16 protein-coding genes are annotated in these 19,921 nt (G+C 45.0%); 6 read left to right on the top strand and 10 right to left on the bottom strand.

The window, feature by feature from the left end:
• Positions 1–143 precede the first annotated feature (143 nt).
• On the bottom strand, positions 144–218 hold the full coding sequence (gene tnaC, locus VEJY3_RS26235) for a tryptophanase leader peptide (RefSeq protein ID WP_076633468.1): 75 nt from the start codon (positions 216–218) through the stop codon (positions 144–146).
• Positions 219–722: 504 nt separating this feature from the next.
• Between tnaC and VEJY3_RS23925 the strand changes: the two genes are divergently transcribed.
• Both VEJY3_RS23925 and VEJY3_RS23920 read left to right on the top strand, forming a co-directional pair.
• Positions 723–1,736, top strand: coding sequence for an HlyD family secretion protein (locus VEJY3_RS23925; RefSeq protein ID WP_014235015.1), 1,014 nt, complete (start codon positions 723–725; stop codon positions 1,734–1,736).
• Between the two features lie 6 nt (positions 1,737–1,742).
• Positions 1,743–3,281 (top strand): MFS transporter, encoded by a 1,539-nt coding sequence (locus VEJY3_RS23920; protein ID WP_014235014.1) that lies wholly within the window; start codon positions 1,743–1,745, stop codon positions 3,279–3,281.
• 66 nt (positions 3,282–3,347) lie between these two features.
• Here the strand turns inward: VEJY3_RS23920 and VEJY3_RS23915 are convergent, their stop codons facing one another.
• From VEJY3_RS23915 to VEJY3_RS23895, 5 genes are all read right to left on the bottom strand, one after another.
• Positions 3,348–3,959, bottom strand: coding sequence for a TetR/AcrR family transcriptional regulator (locus VEJY3_RS23915; RefSeq protein ID WP_014235013.1), 612 nt, complete (start codon positions 3,957–3,959; stop codon positions 3,348–3,350).
• A 122-nt stretch (positions 3,960–4,081) separates the two neighbouring features.
• Positions 4,082–4,843, bottom strand: a complete 762-nt coding sequence (locus VEJY3_RS23910; protein ID WP_014235012.1) for an ABC transporter ATP-binding protein — start codon at positions 4,841–4,843, stop codon at positions 4,082–4,084.
• An 11-nt stretch (positions 4,844–4,854) separates the two neighbouring features.
• Positions 4,855–5,805 (bottom strand): iron chelate uptake ABC transporter family permease subunit, encoded by a 951-nt coding sequence (locus tag VEJY3_RS23905; RefSeq protein ID WP_014235011.1) that lies wholly within the window; start codon positions 5,803–5,805, stop codon positions 4,855–4,857.
• A complete protein-coding gene (locus VEJY3_RS23900) occupies positions 5,798–6,754 on the bottom strand; it encodes an ABC transporter permease (RefSeq protein ID WP_014235010.1) in 957 nt (318 codons plus the stop codon). Before VEJY3_RS23900 ends, VEJY3_RS23905 begins: the two co-directional genes overlap by 8 nt.
• Positions 6,755–6,842: 88 nt before the next feature.
• Positions 6,843–7,763, bottom strand: coding sequence for a siderophore ABC transporter substrate-binding protein (locus tag VEJY3_RS23895; protein ID WP_014235009.1), 921 nt, complete (start codon positions 7,761–7,763; stop codon positions 6,843–6,845).
• A gap of 196 nt (positions 7,764–7,959) precedes the next feature.
• On the opposite strand from VEJY3_RS23895, the gene VEJY3_RS23890 reads away from it, so the two are divergent.
• Both VEJY3_RS23890 and VEJY3_RS23885 read left to right on the top strand, forming a co-directional pair.
• Complete coding sequence (locus VEJY3_RS23890) at positions 7,960–8,898, top strand: LysR family transcriptional regulator (RefSeq protein ID WP_014235008.1); 939 nt, start codon at positions 7,960–7,962, stop codon at positions 8,896–8,898.
• Positions 8,899–9,035: 137 nt separating this feature from the next.
• Positions 9,036–11,066 carry a TonB-dependent receptor domain-containing protein gene (locus tag VEJY3_RS23885; RefSeq protein ID WP_014235007.1) on the top strand — a complete coding sequence of 677 codons (2,031 nt, stop codon included), beginning with the start codon at positions 9,036–9,038 and terminating at the stop codon, positions 11,064–11,066.
• Positions 11,067–11,137: 71 nt separating this feature from the next.
• Here VEJY3_RS23885 and VEJY3_RS23880 read toward each other — a convergent pair whose 3' ends face one another.
• From VEJY3_RS23880 to VEJY3_RS23870, 3 genes are all read right to left on the bottom strand, one after another.
• On the bottom strand, positions 11,138–12,349 hold the full coding sequence (locus VEJY3_RS23880) for a multidrug effflux MFS transporter (RefSeq protein ID WP_014235006.1): 1,212 nt from the start codon (positions 12,347–12,349) through the stop codon (positions 11,138–11,140).
• Entirely contained in the window at positions 12,346–12,990 is a 645-nt protein-coding gene (locus tag VEJY3_RS23875) for a recombinase family protein (RefSeq protein ID WP_014235005.1), read from the bottom strand. Before VEJY3_RS23875 ends, VEJY3_RS23880 begins: the two co-directional genes overlap by 4 nt.
• Positions 12,991–13,246: 256 nt before the next feature.
• Positions 13,247–14,686, bottom strand: a complete 1,440-nt coding sequence (locus tag VEJY3_RS23870) for a sucrose-specific PTS transporter subunit IIBC (protein ID WP_014235004.1) — start codon at positions 14,684–14,686, stop codon at positions 13,247–13,249.
• A gap of 387 nt (positions 14,687–15,073) precedes the next feature.
• Between VEJY3_RS23870 and VEJY3_RS23865 the strand changes: the two genes are divergently transcribed.
• Positions 15,074–16,060, top strand: coding sequence for a LacI family DNA-binding transcriptional regulator (locus VEJY3_RS23865; RefSeq protein WP_014235003.1), 987 nt, complete (start codon positions 15,074–15,076; stop codon positions 16,058–16,060).
• Positions 16,061–16,164: 104 nt separating this feature from the next.
• On the opposite strand, the gene glgX is transcribed toward VEJY3_RS23865, so the two are convergent.
• Positions 16,165–18,147: a glycogen debranching protein GlgX gene (gene glgX / locus VEJY3_RS23860; protein WP_014235002.1), complete on the bottom strand. Its 1,983-nt coding sequence runs from the start codon at positions 18,145–18,147 to the stop codon at positions 16,165–16,167.
• A gap of 456 nt (positions 18,148–18,603) precedes the next feature.
• On the opposite strand from glgX, the gene VEJY3_RS23855 reads away from it, so the two are divergent.
• Positions 18,604–19,881: a maltoporin gene (locus tag VEJY3_RS23855; RefSeq protein WP_014235001.1), complete on the top strand. Its 1,278-nt coding sequence runs from the start codon at positions 18,604–18,606 to the stop codon at positions 19,879–19,881.
• Positions 19,882–19,921: the final 40 nt, after the last annotated feature.

Below are 19,921 nucleotides of genomic sequence, written 5' to 3'. Positions count from 1 at the left end.
CACCAGAGGGGAGTTATCGAACAAAATAAGTCTCTGATTTACTGTTCTGTATGCTTGATATTTGGTTTGGGCTAATCGAGTGGTACTGCTTGTTTAAACAAATAGCAGTACAGAGCACATTGCTGTGCGCCCAATAAGAAGTGTTATTGCGCAGGGAAAAAGAAGGCGATTTTAAAATCGAGGGTTATCCAATTAGCGATATGGTTTGTAGACAACATACTAAGTCACCTTGATAGAACTAAGTAAACAAAACAATCTAACTAAGCAACCTAAAACAACGCGAACGTTTTTAAGTTACTGATGGTTGATGCATCTATATCGAAGCATCGATTCGATATTCGTTTAGCAAAATACAGACCAACTTATATCTAATTGTTTTGTAATGAAATTACCTTTTATCCCTTCTGGTGATGTAGAGGTGGTGCACCATTGTGAAACGTACTTGTTCTTTTTTGAGGCATACAAACGAGGCATTACAAACAGTTTGATTGAAAAGAGTTGAGTTGCTGACACGGCCTCCAGTGTTCAATCTGCTTAAACTGGAGCAACCACACATTAATATCTACTCCAATTATCAACAAGCTGCGTGGCGCTCCATATTTTCCCAGAAGATCGTTCAACTCATCCCCTTAGATCCTCACTTTTCAAAATGATCAAAAGTTGCTTTACTAAAACTGTACCGTACAGTACAGTTTGGCGAATCATTAGTTGAGGTGTTCAGTATGAAAAAGAAAGCCATCGCATTATTGCTTGTTTTTGGATCATTATTCGGCGTTGGTTACAGCTTGTATCAGCCGAACATAGTTAAGACAGACAACGCTTACGTCCATTCTGACGTGACAGCGGTTTCACCAGAAGTCGCAGGACAAGTTAGCCAGCTATTCGTCAAAGACAACCAATGGGTGAGCAAAGGTACGCCTTTGTTTTCAATTGACGACGAGGATTTCATCGCAAATCTGGAGATCGCAGAATCGGCTTTAGACGTCGCCAACGCAGCAATCACAGCGAACCAGACCAAAACGGAAATGCAATTAGTCAAAATTGAACAGGCGAAGCAAAGCATTACTAGCGCAAGAGCTAATTCCGATCATCAGGCTGCGGAGTTAGAGCGCTTGTCACGTCTGGTACAAAAGCAATCAGTCAGTAAGAACCAATTTGAAGCGCAAAGAACGCGAGCCATCGAATCGCGCAGTCATTTAGAATCGGTTAAATTGGCGTTAAGCGCAGAGCAAAAGCAATATGAGGCATTAAAAACCGAGAAAAAGCAGCTTATTGCACAACAGAAACGAGCTCAGGCAAATCTGAAACTTGCTAAAATTGCGCTAGCGAGAACGGTGGTAAAAGCGCCATTTGATGGTTTTATTGCAGACAGACAAGTGCAGGTTGGTAAGTTTGTTCAGCCTGGTATGGGGCTCATCGTGATGGTTCCGGACTATGTTTGGGTAGAAGCCAATTTTAAAGAAACTCAGTTAGAAAATGTCATTGAAGGACAGAACGTTGAAGTCGTTTTGGATATGTTCCCTGACAAGCCACTGCATGGCAGAGTTGCTTCGATTACACCTGCAACGGGTGCGCAGTTTAGTTTGCTCCCGCCACAAAATGCGACGGGTAACTTTGTCAAAGTCGTTCAGCGCGTGCCAGTGCGAATTGAGTTAGATATTCCCCAAGAGCTGAGACAGCGTATCTATCCGGGCCTGTCTGTCGAGGTAGCGATTAAAATCGATAAACAAGGTTAAATTACCATGAAGTCACGTATCCGTTTATTGACTTGGGTGTTATTCGCGCTTGCGGCATTTGGTATTAACTCCGTGATGTTTAGTGAGCTTTCGTATGAAATGGCGGCGACTATAGGTTTGTCTCTTGATGAAACAGAGCTGGTTAAAATCGGATTTATGATTGCCCAAGTGTTGGGCTTTATCTGGGCACCGAAGTTGGTTCGTCACTGGTGTGCTTACCGGATTTTGATCACTGCTCTGCTCATAGAGATAACGGCAAGTATGATCTTATACTGGCAACTGCCGAGCCCATGGTTATTCAAACTGACTTGGCTGTTCGTTGGCTTTTTCATGAGTGTATTGCTGGTGGTGGTTAATCTCTTTTTGCTCGATGTGTTTGAGCAACGTTGGTTGCCCGTAATCATTGCTTTGACTTTAGTCTTCTCGACGTTGGTGCCGATGGGTTTGTATCCTTGGTTAATGGCACATGTATTGGAGCGATTTGACTGGTCGCTATTTTGTGTTCTATCGGCATGGTTGTACTTTTCAGCGCTTATTCTTGTGAGTATTTACAAACCTGAACCAGTTAACATTGTCGAAAAGCATAAATCGCATGTTGGTGTTTATACTATTGCAGCGTTAGCGACAGGTTTGGTCGTTTATCTGTTAATGCGAGGCCGTTACTATAACTGGTTAGATTCAGAGGCGTTTATTCAACTTACGCTGATCACGACCACATTAGGGCTAAGCCTGATTTACCTCTTAGTTAAAAGACGGCGTTTAAATACCGCGTCATCGCAATTGCATAATACGCTGAAAACCAATGTCTTTATGTATAACGCCTTTTTGGCGGGTTTTGCGGTAATGGCGAGTTCTGCACTGTTTGGAAATTTCCTTAAAATGGCGTTGAACTACAATCATTTGAACGCTGGTTATGCGCAGTTGCCATTCTTCTATGCGATGATTGTGGGCATGCTGCTGAGTGTGATGGTGTTTTACCTAAGACGAACGCTGGTTGATGCGGTTGTGCCATTAGGTGTTTTAATGATCTTGCTCTCTGTATATCGTTTTAGTCTTCTACCAAGTGAGGCCGGGCCAGAATCGTTGCTTTTACCTATGCTTTTGCGTGGCTTTGGGGTAGGGATGCTGAACGTGTCGGTAACCATTGCCGTGTTAACCTATTTTAAAAATCATGAGCGCCTTGAGGGGATTTGTAACTTCTACTTGTTCCGAACCATGGGCAGTGTTATCGGCGGTGGATTTTTTTCTGGCGTAATTCAGACCCATAGTGCACAAGCATCGGGTGAAATAGGACGAACGTTAGAGCAATCGAGCCATGCCTTTTCTGCTTATGAACAGGCACTTACCAGTACGATTCTCACTCATGGGCATTTGCCTAATTCCTCCATGGGGGCGGGCCAAGTGGTTGCTGTCGTCAAAGAGCAAGCCACGACTTTGGCATTAAGTAATTCATTGATTATGTTTATTTTCTCGATTTTGGCGCTGGCTCCAGTGCTCCTTATCGGCAAGAAACTGGTAGCAAAACGAGAAGCGAGTCCAAACTAGGGTTCTTTTAAGTTGAGGAATAAGCCGACTTCCAGTTCGGAGGCGGCTTCTGCCTTTAATAAGGAGTTACGCTGATTGTTTCTGATAGAGTGAGAGAAAAGCGGTGACGGCTTTACGAGCATGAGTATCCAACTCTGCATCACCGGGTAACTCAAACCCTAATAGCGCCTTGGTCTGGTAATCGAGTTTGATTAGAGCGAGGAGTTGCCCGCACGCGAGATCTGGATCGTCGATGTCTAATTGTTGGCTGACAACGTCTGTCTTTAAAAACTCAATTAAGTGTTGATGAATCCGCATCGGACTCGTTTGCCAAAACTGCTTTGGTATTGAGTCGTGCTGATAAAAATCGGCAGAAATAATTCGGTAAAGTGACAGAACAGGGTTGGAACAAATTCCGCGTAGATACTTCTTGGCGAAGTCTTCTAATGTTTGTTGTAGCGACTCATTTTGTTGAGCAGAAAGCTGGAAAGCCGACTCTAAACTGGTTTGAGTGTTGTGCGCCAACACTTCTGTAAATAGCCCTTCTTTATTGGAAAAATATCGGTATAAGGTTTGCTTTGAACCACCACAAATGGCAACTATTTGGTCCAATGACGTTTCTTTGTAACCTTGCGTAATAAAAAGCTCAGTGGCTACTTCGATGATGCGAATTCTTTTTTGTTGAGTGGACGCGCGCATAACAAAACCTAGCTTAAATCAGACTGTTCAGTACAGTACCACTATTGTCTAGGAGAGACACATCTTTTTGTCTTGCAGTACAAAAATGGCGACCTGATGTCGCCATTTCGTAAAGTGCTATTTTAACGTCGATAGTACAAAGAAATACGATTTCCATCGATTTCCTGAACGACAAAACGAATCTCATAAATATCGCTTAGTACCGCTTCATCAATGACTTCGTCTACAGTGCCCGCCTTAATGACTTCACCCAACTTCATTGCGACAATATGGTCAGAGTAGCAAGAAGCAAAGTTTATATCGTGAATTACGATCACCACGGCTTTGTTCTTCAGTTTAGCTAACTTGTGCAGTGTACTCATGATATCGACGGAGTGCTTGATATCGAGGTTATTGAGTGGCTCATCAAGAAAAATGTAATCGGTGTCTTGTGCGACGACCATCGCAATAAACGCCATTTGTCTCTGACCACCGGACAGTTGGTCAATAAAGCGATCTTGCAAATGGTCGATTTCAAGGTGCTGCATAGACTCTTCAATGATGCGATGGTCTTGTTCTGTTAAGCGCCCCTGAGAGTATGGGAAGCGCCCGAATGCGACTAAATCACGCACAGTAAAACGCATATTGATATTGTTGGACTGACGCAGCACGGAAAGGCGCTTGGCCAAATCTTCCGTGTTCCACTGGTCGAGCGGTTTGTCACCTATCACGACAGTACCCGCATCGCTTTCTGTCAGGCGACTTGCCATGGAAAGCAGGGTACTTTTACCTGCGCCATTTGGGCCAATAATGCTGGTCACTTTGCCAAGAGGGAAAAGAGCATCAGCATTTTTCACCACGTATTTTTCATTGTATTTTTTACTTAAACCTTGAATACGGATCATGTGATACACCTTTAATCGAATTTATTTTTCATAAGTAGAACTAGGAAGTAACCGCCGCCAAAAAAGTTGATGATGACACTGATGGTGGTATCGAAATCGAATAGGTTTTCAACGACCCACTGGCCACCAGACAGCAATACAACAGACAGTACAGAGCTGGCGACGATCAGCAGGCGATGCTGGTAACCAGTGAAAATTTGACGCGTCAGAGCGACAACAATTAAACCAAAGAATAGGATTGGACCAATCAACGCGGTGGAGATAGACACCATCAACGTGATGATGAACATCACCTGCATAGTCAGCTTGTGTGTGTCGATACCCAAACTCTTGGCGTTGTCCACACCCAGCCACATCACATCCAACTTATGTGAGATACGAATTAAATAAGCGCCGCAAAGCAACATCGGAGCGACACACCAGTAAACCAGTTCACCGTTGATGTTGTTAAAGCTGGCAAACATGGAACCCTGAATGAAGTTAAACTCATCTGGGTCCGTCACCATAGTGAAGAAGCCAGTAATACTGCTGAACAAGCTGCTAAGCACGATACCAATCAATAACAGGGTGAAGATGTTGCGTTGACGGCCTCTGAAGTAGAAGCTGAATAGGGTCATGGCACACACAATCATGATGCCTGTAGACAGGACGAAATTGAGTTTGCTGTTGATGACCCAAACACTCAGGCCACCAAACATTACCACCAATACCACCTGAATCATCACGTACAGGGAGTCAAAACCGAGAATTGAAGGAGTGAGGATTCGGTTATTGGTGATGGTCTGGAAAATCAATGACGATGAAGCAATGGCAATTGCTGCCAATACAATCGCCAGAACTTTAGGCACACGACGGGACAAGAAAAATTGGTAGTTGTCCGGTGTTAAACCTTTGCCGATAAATACGGCGCATATCAGTACTGCGACAGCCGCGAGTACGATGACTTTAATGGAATCACGCATTCGCTTTGTCTCTCAATACCAGGTAAATGAAAACAGAACCGCCTAAGATGCTGATGATCATCGAAATAGGGATTTCATAAGGGAAGATAATCAAACGGCCTAAAATGTCACAGGTCAGTACCAGAATGACGCCTGCATAGGCAGTCCAAGGCAAGTTGCGACGCATGTTATCGCCGATAAATATCGACACAAGGTTCGGCACGATAAGACCCAGGAACGGAATCATCCCCACGATCATCACGACAGACGAGGACAACACCGCGACCAAGATAACGCCAATAAGTACGATGCGCTGGTAGTTTAAGCCGATGTTTTTCGCGAAACTCTCACCAACGCTGGCAGCACTAAAGCGGTTGGCATAAGCGTAAGCTAGCACCGATACAGGGAGCGCCAAATATAAAAACTCGTAGTTACCCTGTAAAACAGAAGCGAAGTTCGCGACCGTCCAGGAGCCAAGTGTCTGCACTAGATCATATTTATACGCGACAAAGGTCGTCATAGAAGAGACGACATTGCCATACATGATGCCTATCAGTGGTACTAAAACTGTGTTTTTGAACTTCAAACGCTGTAGAAAGCGAACAAAAATCACCGTACCAAGCACAGAAAAAGCGAAGATGGTAATGAGGTGAACCCAGCTGCTCATATCGGCAAAGAAGATTAAAGCGATGATGTAACCGAACATTGCCCAGTCCACAGTGCCAGTTGTTGACGGAGCAGCGAAGCGGTTCTGAACGATTTGTTGCATTATCAGTCCAGCAATACTCAAACCTGCGCCGGCTAAAACAATGGCAATTAATCGCGGCAGTCGACTGACTAACAAGATGTTCAAACTGTGACTGTCACCAGCCAAAATTTGCGAGAGAGATACGTTCGCTACCCCGACTAGCAATGAGATGCCAGCGAGGCTGATGAGCAAAGCAAACGCCAAAATATGATGTAATTTCATAGTGAAGATTTAGGTTTATAAATACGACAATGACCTTTCACGCCATAAGCGGAAAGGTCATTTTTATAGGGTGATTAACGTGCGCTTATTAGTTAACAACGACTTGGTTTAGCTCTTTAATCATGGTTTGAGTTGAGTGGTAACCGCCAGCAGTCAAGTACCAGGCCGCCGGGTCAATAAACATCACGCGACCATTTTTCGCTGCTGGTGTTGATTTGACGAGGTCGTTATCAAACAATGCTTTCGCTTTACCGTTGCTCTGGCCAATAGCCTGCTCACGATCTAAAACCAACAGAACTTCTGGTTGTGCATCGGCAATGTATTCAAATGAGATCAGGTTGCCGTGATTACCGGAGACGGATTCTACGTTTTGAGACGTTGATGGCGCGAAACCAGCTTCATCATATACAAACGAGAAACGGCTCTTTTCGCCAAACATAGCTAGGCTATTGCCGCTGTTCGAAACAGTTAAAGCGCGAGGAGGATGTTGTGCCACTTTACTGTGAAGCGTATCTATTTGACCTTGAACGTCTTTGATCAATTGATCCGCTCTATCGCTCTTTTCGAAGATTTCGCCTAGTGTACGCCAGTGTTTTTGTGTGGTTTTCCAGTAGTCTTTGGTATCAATCTCGAACATGTACGTTGGTGCGATGTCTTTTAGATCTTTATAGATGGTCGCCATGCGCGCTTCTGCAATGATCAGATCAGGTTTCAACGTAAACAAGGTTTCAAAATTCACTTCTTTCACGCTGCCTGTGTTTTCCACAGAGTCGCCTTTGTACTTTTCCAGTGTGGTTGGAAGTAGTGTCTTTGGTACGCCAATTGGTGTAACACCCAGAGCATCGACGTAATCAAGGCTGCCGTAGCCGAGAACGACTACGCGTTTCGGTACTTCATTAATTTCTACCGAGCCCATGCTGTGTTGGTAGGTTTTTGCGAATGCCCCGATAGGCGCTAATGCCAGTAGTAGCGCACTTGTTGCTACACGAAGAGAAGTTTTACCAAACATAATGATTCCCAAAAAGGTCTATAAGTCAGTCATCTAACTGGAAAGCGTTTAAAAAAGAAAACAGAGCAAAAGATGATCTGAAAGTACTGAAACTTAAGTTGATTAAAATCAAATAAGAATGATTATTGATTGCAGACACGTTATCAGATAGGTTATAACCAGCAACTGAATTGTCAGAATAGTGAGTATTCAAAAAGTGAATTTAGCCCAGGTAGATTTAAACTTACTGTTTATTCTCAAGAGCTTACTTGAAGAGAAGCACGTATCCAATACCGCAGTTTTGCTGAATATGAGCCAACCATCCGTCAGTCGGTCTTTACAAAAGCTGAGAAATTTGTTTAACGACGAGCTACTTGTGAGAACCGCTCATGGCTATGAGTTGACTCCCAAAGCCGAAGTCATCAAACAAGATCTAACCACTGTGCTAACGGGTTTAGAGAAGTTAATGCATGGTCAGTCTTTTGTTCCGGAGAAGAGTAAAGGTACGATACGCTTCTATGGTTTAGTCCCTCAAGTGACCATGTTATTGCCTAGTGTGATTTCACGCATTCGCCAAGAAGCACCCAATATGATTGTCGATGTCGACTCTATTCCTAAAAGGCATTTTGATGGTTTGATTACGGGGGATGTGCATTTTGTGCTTTCTACCGCTTCGCCCCCTAGTTCTGAGCAAAACTTGTATCGCATGAAAGTTGCAAGCCGCGACTATCGATTCTTGATGAGCGAGTCCCATCCGTTAGCGGATGTTGAAGATTTGACGATAGACATGTTACTTGAATGCAACTTTGGCCAGATTTCTCTTCAGGGCGGCAAAACGCTGTCTATTTACCATCGGTTTGCCGAACTTGGTGTAGTGGATAAGAGCCGAAGTTTGTCGATACCCATACAGCTTTCCAATTTTAATGCAGCCCCAGCCATTGCTGAAGAGACGGATGTGATCTTCCATTTGCCGACCCCATTTGCGGAAGGGGCATGTGTTGGACGTAAGCTGATCACGAAAACGGTACCCGAAGAAATTCGTCTTGATAGTGAATCGGTTTATCTCTATTGGCATAAGCGCTACCACAATGATCCGATGTGTAACTGGGTTAAGTCCTTGTTTAAAGAAATATACGGGTCCATCGAAAGTGAATGATTAAATTTTTAGTTATTCATTTTTTGCATAGTGGTAATTTACTGTCTGTATACGGGGAGACTTGTTTTAGCAAAATAAAACCTATTTAATGCGAACCATTATCATTATAACTTTCAATAATAATAACAGGTTTTAATATGTCTAAAACTACTCTGGCAGCACCAAAACCATTAGCAGTGGCGATCGGTGCACTATGCGCCTCAATGTCAGTTTTTGCTGATACAACCCCAACCAAAGTCGATGAACAAATGGTTGTGACGGCAACACGTACGCAGATGGAGCTGAAAAGCGCACCTGCGTCTATGTCTGTGATTACGGCAGAAGACATCGAGAATGATCCAGGCATTACGTTAGCGGATATCGTGGCGAACCAAACCAGTGTGGAAGCTGATTACGACAGTACGCGAGCTGGGCGTCAGCAGATTTCTATTCGTGGTATGGATTCAAAATACACCCTCATTATGGTGAATGGGCGTCGTATGAGTTCTGCGAGTGCGATTGTCCGTGGTAACGATTTCGATCTCTCTGCGATTCCAATGGACTCAATCGAACGTGTTGAAATCATCCGTGGTCCTATGTCTGCACTTTACGGTTCAGATGGCATGGGTGGTACGATCAACATCATCACTAAGTCGCCGGAAAATGACTGGAGTTCTCAGTTAAGTCTGGATAACGCGACACCAAATGACGGCAACGGCGGGCAGAAATATACGGTTGGTTTAACCACATCAGGTGCCTTAATTGATGACACATTGTTCGCGCGTTTTTCCGTTTCTCAAACCAGTCGTGATGCGTGGCAGCCCTATTCAGGCACTAAGACTGCGCGAGGCGTTGAATATGATCGTTCGGATATCACGGCTTTAGAAGGGCGCGATACGTTAGCGATGTTTGGTACATTGTCATGGCACTTATCCGACACTCAGTTTATTGATTTAGACTTAGGTTACAGTAATGACGAGCGTGACACGGTTGCTGAAAGCGCAACGACGGTCTTGTCTTCAAACTCTCGAGTTCGACGTGATAGCCAGGCAATTTCACATACTGGCTTATGGTCTTGGGGTGACACACAAGTACGTTATTCACGCGAAAACGTAGAGAATATCGATGCGGCAAATGACGGTGTGGATTCCATCGAAGAACTGACACAAATTGTGGAAGCATCGGCAACAACGTATTTTGGCGATAGTCATACGTTCACGTTTGGTATGGACTACCAAAACAGTGAGCTGACTAACCCAGAAAACCTCGTGGGCAACAAAGCAGAAGCTTACCAAGGCGCTGTGTTTGCTCAGGACCAGTGGGAAATGACGGATACTTTAACCGCAACCATTGGTGGCCGTTTGGACAAGCATGAGCAATTCGGTGAAGAGTTCAGCCCGCGTGTTTACCTGGTACACCAAACCACAGATTCACTGGTTCTAAAAGGTGGAGTAGGCAAAGCATTTAAAGCGCCAACCATGACACAAAATAACCCAGACTTTAAGTTGATCAGCTGTAAAGGTAACTGTGACATTCAGGGTAATGAAGACCTGGAAGCAGAGACCAGCATCAACTATGAGCTTTCTGCACTGTACAGTGCTCGTAACTGGGATATTGAAACGGCGTTATTCCGTAACGAGGTTGAAAACCTGATTGAGCAAACCGATGTGTTCTGTGAAACAGGAACGTGGTCAAGCTCTGTTATGAGTTGTATCGACGAGAATGGTGACCCAATTGATCGTGAGCTTTCTAACCCATACAAGTCATTTAAAAACGTCTCAAAAGCCGTTATCCAAGGGGTTGAGCTGTCAGGCAACATTCAGCTTTCTGATCAGTGGGCAATGTCGGGTAACTACACGTACCTGGATACAGAAGACAAGTCGACCGGTGAAGAGCTGAATGAGCGCTACAAGCACTCGGCATTTGCTCGCCTGAACTGGTACCCAACCAAAGACTTGGATCTGTTTGCGAGCGCTCGTTACCGTGGTGAACGTAAGATTGACTCTGAGCTGACTCAAGACTCTTACACAACGTTAGATATGGGTACGGTATATCATGTGAACGATTCACTGCGCATTCGCGCGGGTATCACCAATCTAACTGATGAGAGTGTGTCGAAAGAGCTTGAAGACATTGGTTATGTTGAAGCGCCACGTACTTACTATGTTGGTATGACAGCAGATTTCTAACCAGAAACTCAAATGATAAAGGGGCGTCGCAGTTTGCACTGTGACGCCCCTTTTCTTTTCCTATTCAGATATTAACTAGCCTGAGTTACTTCATCGGCTATGTGCTCTGTAGGTAGGGATGAACTGAATCCTCGCAGGATATTCATCAATGTAATTGCAGTAAACAGTGCGATGACCAGTGACAGGTGCCACGCCTCACTCAAACCGAACTGGACTAACGTCAAACTCACCAGAGAAGAAGCGATCATTTGGCCACCACCGGACATTGCTGCGGCCGTTCCTGCTTGTTCCTTATAAGGTTGCATGACCAAAGCCTGAGCACACGGCAAAGCAATACCGTTACCCAATATCATCAGTAGTTGCCCCAGCATCAAATACAACGGCTCTACCGGACAGAAGAACAACCATATCGCCGCACTTATATGCAACACCGGCGTACATAGCAGCATCTTTTTGTTGCCAATGACCGGGCGGGCGCGGTTACAAATGGTTGTTCCGCCCAGCATACCCAGAGCGGGAATAAGTGCCCACATCGCGTATTCATCGGAAGTCATACCGATTTGATCCTGCATAATAAACGGCATGACAGACACGGTTGTGATCATCAAACTGAAGTTAAGCCAACTTATGCTAGCAAAGCTCATGAAGTAACGTGAGGTGAGTAGATTTCGGTACTGGCGTAACATCGTCTTAGGTGACGGAATGGAAGAACGCTTTGAAATTGTCTCGGTGAAGCGAAATGCAATGATTACCCAGGCGATCGACACATAACCTAACAACGAAATAAACACCATACTCCAGCCGAAATGGAAGTTGATAAAACCACCAATAACGGGTGCCATCAGAGGTGTGATAGAAGCTGCCATCGCAATGTAAGACATCGCGACCGGAAGTTCGCTACCGCTAAAGCGATCACGGGTAGAAGCTCGGGCTAATACAGCGCAGCAGCCAGTACCTAATCCTTGCAGAAAACGCCCCATGACCATGCCAGTAAAAGTCTGGCTCATAAATATGATCATCAGTAGCCCTGACATGGCAATCAGCAGTCCGGTTAACAAGACTTTTTTTCTGCCTAAAGCATCGGATATGGGGCCATAGATAAACTGGGACGGGCCAAAACCAAGTAAGTAAATACTTACTAATAGCTGAGCTTGGTCGAGTGAAATCGAGAAGTCCTTTGCTATCCATGGCAAAGATGGCATCACCAATCCCATACTCAGCTGACCGACACTGATAATCAGGCAGGCGAGTAAAATGGAACGAAAGTTAATGGCATTCTTCATGATGATTCACCATTTGAAAGACCAGATCTTCCACGTGTTCTCATTCCGCCCTCATCGTCAAACTCATTCAGTTTGGCTTTGACGCGTTTTACTGTCGATAAGCTGACATCACACTGCTGAGCAACACTGTGTAGCGTGTTACCTTCAAGCAGTAGTGTTGCGATTTGTTGATGCTTGGCTTTGTCTGCAGGGCGACCGCGAAATTTTTGTTTCCATCTATCGGGCTCACCTTTAATCGCACGTCGACCTTGCTCTGCGGCAAACAAGCGATGCTGGGTTTGTACTTTTCCGTAACCAGACAGCAAGGTGGTCAAGGTCTTGGTTTCAACCGATCCTGGCTCGAAACAAAGTGGCTCGCACACCGTTTTCAGTGTCACGTTTTTATTTAGTAATAGCTCGATGGTATTGAGTGACTGACTGAAATCACGTCCAAAAGTCGTTAGCCACCAAATGATGATGGTATCGCCAGGTTTGATGATTTCGAGTAATTGTTGGAATGACTCACGCTCGGTCGGTGGTATGCAGCCACGCGCTTTGTCTTCAAAATGTTGCGCGTCAGGAGCCGCCGCTTTCAAAATTGATAGGTTCTCGCTGTAAGCACGATTTCGAGGCGAATAGCGAGAATAGAGGTAGGTTGTCATGATGGTTTGCCTCGTAAATAAATTGGTTCATATAATGTAATGGTTCATAAATATACGCTGGTTCATTAATACTTACAACACCAAATGAACCAAAGATAAGGAAACCAGCAGAAATAAAAAAAGCCAGTCAAAAAACTTTTGACTGGCTTGGTATTAAAACCTAATGGCAGGGGGGCCGTATTTCATCTTATCTATCTCCTCATTTCTCTGGGGCGAGAAATGAGATAGGGCAGTGGTTAACTAAGAGACGAAACGTTTAAGCGGTTGCTTGCTTATTCTGTTTTGCCTTTTCACGCATGCCCAATACGACGGTCAGGGCAAATGCGGTGATGAAAGAGATAATCATGCCAATGATGTAGTAGCTTATTTTGTCTGGCGAGATAGAAATAATGCCAGGTAAGCCAGCTGCACCAAGTGCTTGCGCTTTCACGTTAAATAGGGTGATAAACGCACTCGCAACGGCTGAGCCTACGATTGCTGCTAAGAACGGGTAGCGAAGCTTCAGGTTCACACCGAACATTGCTGGCTCGGTAATACCCAATAACCCAGTGATACCAGATGGGACAGCGATGCCTTTCATTTTCGTATCGCGCGTTGTGAAACCTACCGCTAATGCAGCTGCGCCTTGAGCGACATTCGACATGGCAGCAATAGGGAAAATAAATGTACCGCCGGTGGTTGCGATGTCTGCCAATAGCTGAGTTTCAATTGCGATGAAGCTGTGGTGCATACCGGTAATTACAAACGGTGCGTAGATAAAGCCAAAGAGAGCGCCACCAACAAAACCAGCCGAATCGTATAGCCAGTTCAGACCATCACCCAGCATAAAGCCAAGGTCACGAGTAAACGGACCTACCAAAGTGAACGTCACAAAGCCAGTAATAAAGATGGCCAGCATTGGGGTTAGCAAGTTATCCAATACGGACGGGATAATTTTACGCAGGCCAAGTTCGACTTTTGCCAGAATAAACGCAGACACCAAAACAGGGAGTACTGAGCCTTGGTAGCCGACTTTTTGGATCTCCAAGCCCAGAATGTTCCAAGTTGGGACCGTGCCCGAAACCGATGCACTGCCGAAGCCCCAACCATTCAGTAAGTCTGGGTGAACCATCAGCATGCCTAGTGCAGCACCCAAGAATGGGTTACCACCAAATTTCTTCGAAGCAGAAAACGCCAATAAAACAGGTAAATAAACAAAAGGCGCGTTGGCGAATGTGTTGATCATGCTCGCTAGGTCTGCCAGGCCTGGGTACGCTTCGATGATCGACTGACCTTCAATAAACAAGCCTTGTGCGGTAAGCAGATTGAAAAGACCCATAAGCAGACCGCCGGCAACGATCGCGGGGATGATTGGAACAAAAATATCCGACAGTCCTTTCACGGCACGTTGAACGATATTTTGTTTCTGAGCACCTGCTGACGCGACGTCGTTGGTAGACATTTCGGCCAGGCCAGTCTGTTTCGCCATCTCGGCGTATACCTGATTTACAATGCCAGAGCCGAAAATAATTTGATACTGACCAGCAACTTTGAACTGACCTTTAACCCCGTCTAATTCGCCTATGGCTTCTTCATTGACTTTTTCTTCGTCTTTTAGCGCTAAGCGTAGACGCGTAGCGCAGTGAGCAAGGGCTTGTAGGTTATCTTTACCGCCTAAGTGCTCTAGTAATTGTTTTGCTATGACTGGATAGTTCATTGCACACCCCGATTGGTATTACTGAAATTTAAAATGTATCCAAGTGCTATCGCCAATATTACAGATTGATCATTGTTACCGAATCACCTGTTTTACCACTCGTTATCGAGGGGATGTTTGACTTTATAATACTCAAGCCCGCTTAAGTTTGTGGTCTGAGTACCTATCTGCACCTGCTTTATCGTTTTTGTATTTTTGGGAACGTTTGCAAAATGGATTTTTGATGATTATTCACAAGCGGTCAAAACAAAAGACTGAAATGTGTGAGTGTGATCCCCATATTCGTCAACAAAATTCCGCTTAACGAGGGTAAAATCACGTTAATTGACTAGGGATACAGAGCGCTTTCTGCAAACAATCCCAATAAATAAGTGGAATAGGGGCAATATGGCAAGTTTGCACGACGTTGCGCGTTTGGCTGGTGTGTCGAAATCCACCGTATCTCGCGTGATAAACAACGAGTATGGGGTAAAAGAAGCCACCAAAGTGAAAGTACGTAAAGCGGTGGAAGATTGTGGTTACGTAGTGAATCAGGTTGCTAAGGATCTCAAATCGCAGAAGACAAACCTTATTGGCGTGATCGTACCGCGCGTGTCTTCTCATGCTATTTCTCAGGGCGTTGATGGGTTAACCGCTGTTATTGAACGGTCCGGAAAACACGTCTTGTTAGCCAATACACATCAGATTTATGAAAAAGAAGTTGAGTATATTCAGATCTTTAATCAAAAAAGGGTCGAAGGAATCATACTCTATGCAACGCACCTAGATGCGAAACTAGTGAAAGCAATTCAACAGTCTAATGTACCTGTTGTTCTGGTGGGGCAAGATGGCTCTCTGCATAATGTACCAAGTGTTGTCCATGACGATGTACGTGTTGGTTTTGAAGCGGGTAACCGCTTGATTGCAGCAGGTTGTCAGCATGTCGCTTTCATTGGTGTTCAGGGCGATGACATCGCGGTTGATGCACAGCGTTCGCAGGGACTTGAGCAGGCTTTAGCCTTTCATCAACAATCATTGCTCGTCCATGCCAGAGGCGACTTCACCATAGAGTCAGGCTATCAGCAAGCGCAAGAGTTGATAAAAAACTATCCAGAAGTTGATGGACTGTTTTGTGCGACTGACCGTATCGCCGTTGGCGCTGTTAAGGCACTGCGTGAAATGGGTATAAAGGTCGGTGAACAAGTACGTGTACTGGGTGTTGGTAATGATGAACTTTCGAGCATCAGTATTCCGAGCTTATCTACTTTCAACTATGCCTTTGATAAAGCAGGGGAAAATGCCGCGAAAATGTTGCTTGAACGTATTGAAGGCCGTGGTGAAGAGATGAGCAAAGTGGTGCTGACGTTCCAAAACATCGAACGTGAAACGTGCTAGATGGAAACATCCTTTTAGGGAACGTTCCCCTAAGCTGAAAATAAAAAACCGATGCCATTCAATGCATCGGTTTTTTTAATGCTATATCTATCCTGAAGAAACGCTTATTCTGCTGAAGGTTTAGCTTTCGAGTTCGGCTGGTAATGTAATATCACCATTGACGTCGGTGAAAGCAGTACTTCGCCTTCAGCGTGGCCTGGATTTAAGTTGCGTACATTGGTATCACAAATCGTTATCCAATTTTGCTTGCGATCATTTGGCAACTTAAAGCGCGCAGTCGCATTGGTTTGGTTGATTAAGTACACCAACTCTTGTCCGTCTTTGCCGATCCCAAGGTGAAGTGCCACAGAGCTAAGGCGGTTCCAGTCATCATGCTCCATTAAGTGGCCATCAGTTCTTCGCCAGAAGATGCGATTGTTATTGCGGCTGTCACCACTGAACGAACGAATAAATGGCACCATATATTTCTTACGATTGGCAACCATTTGCGACATCCAGACTTTGAAATGTTGCTTACGCTCTGTTTGGCTCCAGTTTAACCAACTGGTTTCGTTGTCCTGACAGTAGGCATTGTTATTACCTCCCTGTGTATGAGACAGCACATCAGCGGTTAGGATGTGAGGAATGCCGAATGAAAACAACAAGCTCGCGATCAGATTACGTTTCTGCTTTTCGCGAGTCGCAATGATCATCAAGTTTTCCGTCTCACCTTCTACACCGTAGTTTTCTGAGCGGTTATCACCGTGTCCATCGCGGTTCTCTTCGCCATTGGCTTCATTGTGCTTGTGTTTGTAGGACACCAGGTCTTGCAGAGTGAAGCCGTCATGATAAGTGATGTAGTTGACGGTCAGCTTGTAAGGCCAGTTTGCAGCGCTATAGATATCTCGCGAACCCATCAGGCGAGTCGCAAACTCTTTTAAGTAGCCTTGATCGCCGCGCCAGAAGCTACGAGAGATGTCACGCAGCTTATCGTTACATTCATTCCAGCCAAAGGGAAAGTTACCCACTTGGTAGCCGTTAGGGCCGATATCCCAAGGCTCTGCGATTAACTTGGTTTCACGAAGAATAGGATCCTGTGCCACCGCTTTGAAAAATGCCGCTTCAGGGTTGTAATTGTCTCCCTGACGGCCAAGTGTGGCGGCCAAATCGAAGCGGAAACCATCCACTTTGAACTCACTAACCCAGTAACGAAGCGTATCCATCACTAAGTTTAGAGCCGGTTGATAAGTGAGATCGACGGTATTGCCACACCCGGTATAGTTAGCAAAGTGGGTGCCATGCTTAATGTAAAAACGTGAATCTAGGGCTTTGAGGTTGAAAATTGTTGGGCCTTCGCCGCCCTCAGCGGTGTGGTTATAGACCACATCAAGAATGACTTCGATCCCGTTTTTATGAAGCTCACGAATGGTTGTTTTTAGCTCTGTCACCGCGTCCTTTTTCGCATAGCGGGGATCGGGGGTCATGAACAGGTAGGGATTATAGCCCCAGTAGTTCGCTTTCTTCATTTCGAGTAAATGGGGCTCGTGCATACACGCGGCGACAGGTAGCAACTGCAACGTGTTAATGTTCTGCTGCTTATAGAAAGCCAACATCTCTGGGGTAGACAAACCGAGATAATGTCCTTTCTTGGCGGCATCAACTTTGGGGTGAAGTTGAGTGAGACCTTTTACGTGGGTCTCGAATAGCACCATTTCTTCTCTTGGGATTCGCGGGTGTTCCGTTTTCTGCCAGTCAAAATCATCTTTGATAACCACACACTTTGGCATATCAAAGCTTTTCTTTGCAGAGTAAGGAGGTTGGTAATGGAGCGCCTTATCGATTGACTTCGCGTAAGGGTCCGAGATGAGCAGCGGTTCATCATTATGGGAGACGATGTAGCCGTACTTCTGACCAGCCTTAACTTTTGGAATAAAGGTGTGCCGTATACCGGCGTATTCGCCTGGTAGGTCGTGCAGCGTGTACTTGTCGTCGTCGGAAAACAACGCCAGTTTTATGTCTTTATTCTCGGGCGAGTGAATAGAGAAGTTACAGCCTTCTTTATTCAATGTTGCACCCAAGGGGTATGGGCGAGATCGAAATTGCGTCATCTGAGATTCTTTATTTAATAATTATTGCTACCTATAGGAAACTATAAGTTAAAAACTTTGTCTTACTAAGGTCAACAGCCTTAATTACAAAACAAGATAAAATATTCATGTAATTTAATTACTTTAAATATTCACTTTTGTGTTTAAAATTTGATCCTCCTATCATTTTGTACGAGTCCATAAATAAAAATACTTACGGACTACGCCCTATATCCGTGATATAGCTAGATGAAACGCCATACGGTATATTTTCTACGCCTTTCTCATCCCCCTTAATTTAGTTTAGGGCGGAGGAAGTCATCCTTGTACGCCTCGGGTAATCTCGATTCTGTTGAAACAAACGGGGACTTGTTCCCATCTTACCTCTCTTTCTCTAGGTGAAGTTAAACTGCCTTTTATTCATCTTTAGAGCGAGCAGGGAAGACAGAATTATAAATACCCTTAATGGAGTTAAGAATGAAAAAAGTAAGTGTAATTGCTGCAGCAGTGGCTGCTTCTTTAGCTGCTGGCTCTGCATTCGCAGTGGATTTTCATGGTTACATGCGTGCTGGTGTTGGCGTGAGTGGTGACGGTGGCCAACAAGTAACATTTGAAAAGAACAAAATTGGTCGTCTTGGTAACGAAGGCGATATCTACGGTGAAGTACAACTAGGCCAAGAAGTTTACAACAACAACGGTAAAACGTTCTACGTAGACTCTATGGTTGCAATGACTTCTAACGGCTCTAATGACTGGGAAAGTACTTCTACTAACTGTGGTTTAAACGACGCTGGCGACGCAGTTGAGTGTGTTGATGATGCACAGTTCGCTCTACGTCAGTTCAACGTTCAAGCAAAAGGCCTGCTAAACTTCGCTCCTGAAGCAACACTTTGGGCAGGTAAGCGTTTCTACCAACGTCACGACGTTCATATCTCTGACTTCTACTACTGGAACATCTCTGGTGCTGGCGCGGGTATCGAAGGTATCGAAGCTGGCCCTGGTAAACTATCTTTCGCATGGGTTCGTAACGACCGTTCAGACATCACTGATGAAGGTAACGACGGCGATGCAGCAAACGTTAACACGCTAGACCTTCGCTACGCAGGCCTTTCTCTATGGTCAAATGCGTCTCTAGAAATGGGTCTGGATTACGCAATCGTAAACGAAACTGAAGATGCGTCTAACAGCACTAAAGATGCGAAAAACGGCGTTATGGTTACTGCTGAGTTGACTCAAGGTCTAGACTCTGGCTTTAACAAAACAGTATTCCAATACGGTACTGAAGGTTACTCTAAAGCATTCGCATTCTACGGCGATGGTAGCTGGTACGGTGCAGAAGCTAACGACGGTGCAGACGGCTACCGTATCATCAACTGGGGTGTAATTGGCCTAGGCGACAACTGGGAACTTGGTCACCAGTTAGTGTACGGTGTTGGTAACGACATGTGGGATGGTCAAGACAAGTGGGAAACATTCTCTGTAGTTGCTCGCCCAATGTTCAAATGGGATGAAAACAACAAGACTATCTTCGAAGCGGGTTACGCAATCGACGATAACGATGGTTTCGAAAGCACTTACGGTAAGATGACTGTTGCTCAAGCTTGGTCTGCTGGCTCTAGCTTCTGGGCACGTCCAGAAATCCGTCTATACGCGACTTACCTAACAGCTGACGACGACAACGATACGCAAAAATTTGACGGCGGTCGTTCAGACGATACATTCCAATTTGGTGTACAAGCTGAAGCTTGGTGGTAATCATCTAGCCACTAAGTCCTAAATTGTCCTAGAATGATAC

It is taken from the genome of Vibrio sp. EJY3 (assembly GCF_000241385.1).
GTDB lineage: Bacteria > Pseudomonadota > Gammaproteobacteria > Enterobacterales > Vibrionaceae > Vibrio > Vibrio natriegens.
The sequence above is the reverse complement of the archived record's forward strand: the minus strand, read 5'-3'. Positions and strand labels throughout refer to the sequence as shown.

Coding starts and splice junctions, on each gene's coding strand:
- VEJY3_RS23925 (WP_014235015.1), top strand. CDS start 723: ATGAAAAAGAAAGCCATCGCATTATTGCTTGTTTTTGGATCATTATTC.
- VEJY3_RS23920 (WP_014235014.1), top strand. CDS start 1,743: ATGAAGTCACGTATCCGTTTATTGACTTGGGTGTTATTCGCGCTTGCG.
- VEJY3_RS23915 (WP_014235013.1), bottom strand. CDS start 3,959: ATGCGCGCGTCCACTCAACAAAAAAGAATTCGCATCATCGAAGTAGCC.
- VEJY3_RS23910 (WP_014235012.1), bottom strand. CDS start 4,843: ATGATCCGTATTCAAGGTTTAAGTAAAAAATACAATGAAAAATACGTG.
- VEJY3_RS23905 (WP_014235011.1), bottom strand. CDS start 5,805: ATGCGTGATTCCATTAAAGTCATCGTACTCGCGGCTGTCGCAGTACTG.
- VEJY3_RS23900 (WP_014235010.1), bottom strand. CDS start 6,754: ATGAAATTACATCATATTTTGGCGTTTGCTTTGCTCATCAGCCTCGCT.
- VEJY3_RS23895 (WP_014235009.1), bottom strand. CDS start 7,763: ATGTTTGGTAAAACTTCTCTTCGTGTAGCAACAAGTGCGCTACTACTG.
- VEJY3_RS23885 (WP_014235007.1), top strand. CDS start 9,036: ATGTCTAAAACTACTCTGGCAGCACCAAAACCATTAGCAGTGGCGATC.
- VEJY3_RS23880 (WP_014235006.1), bottom strand. CDS start 12,349: ATGAAGAATGCCATTAACTTTCGTTCCATTTTACTCGCCTGCCTGATT.
- VEJY3_RS23875 (WP_014235005.1), bottom strand. CDS start 12,990: ATGACAACCTACCTCTATTCTCGCTATTCGCCTCGAAATCGTGCTTAC.
- VEJY3_RS23870 (WP_014235004.1), bottom strand. CDS start 14,686: ATGAACTATCCAGTCATAGCAAAACAATTACTAGAGCACTTAGGCGGT.
- VEJY3_RS23865 (WP_014235003.1), top strand. CDS start 15,074: ATGGCAAGTTTGCACGACGTTGCGCGTTTGGCTGGTGTGTCGAAATCC.
- glgX (WP_014235002.1), bottom strand. CDS start 18,147: ATGACGCAATTTCGATCTCGCCCATACCCCTTGGGTGCAACATTGAAT.
- VEJY3_RS23855 (WP_014235001.1), top strand. CDS start 18,604: ATGAAAAAAGTAAGTGTAATTGCTGCAGCAGTGGCTGCTTCTTTAGCT.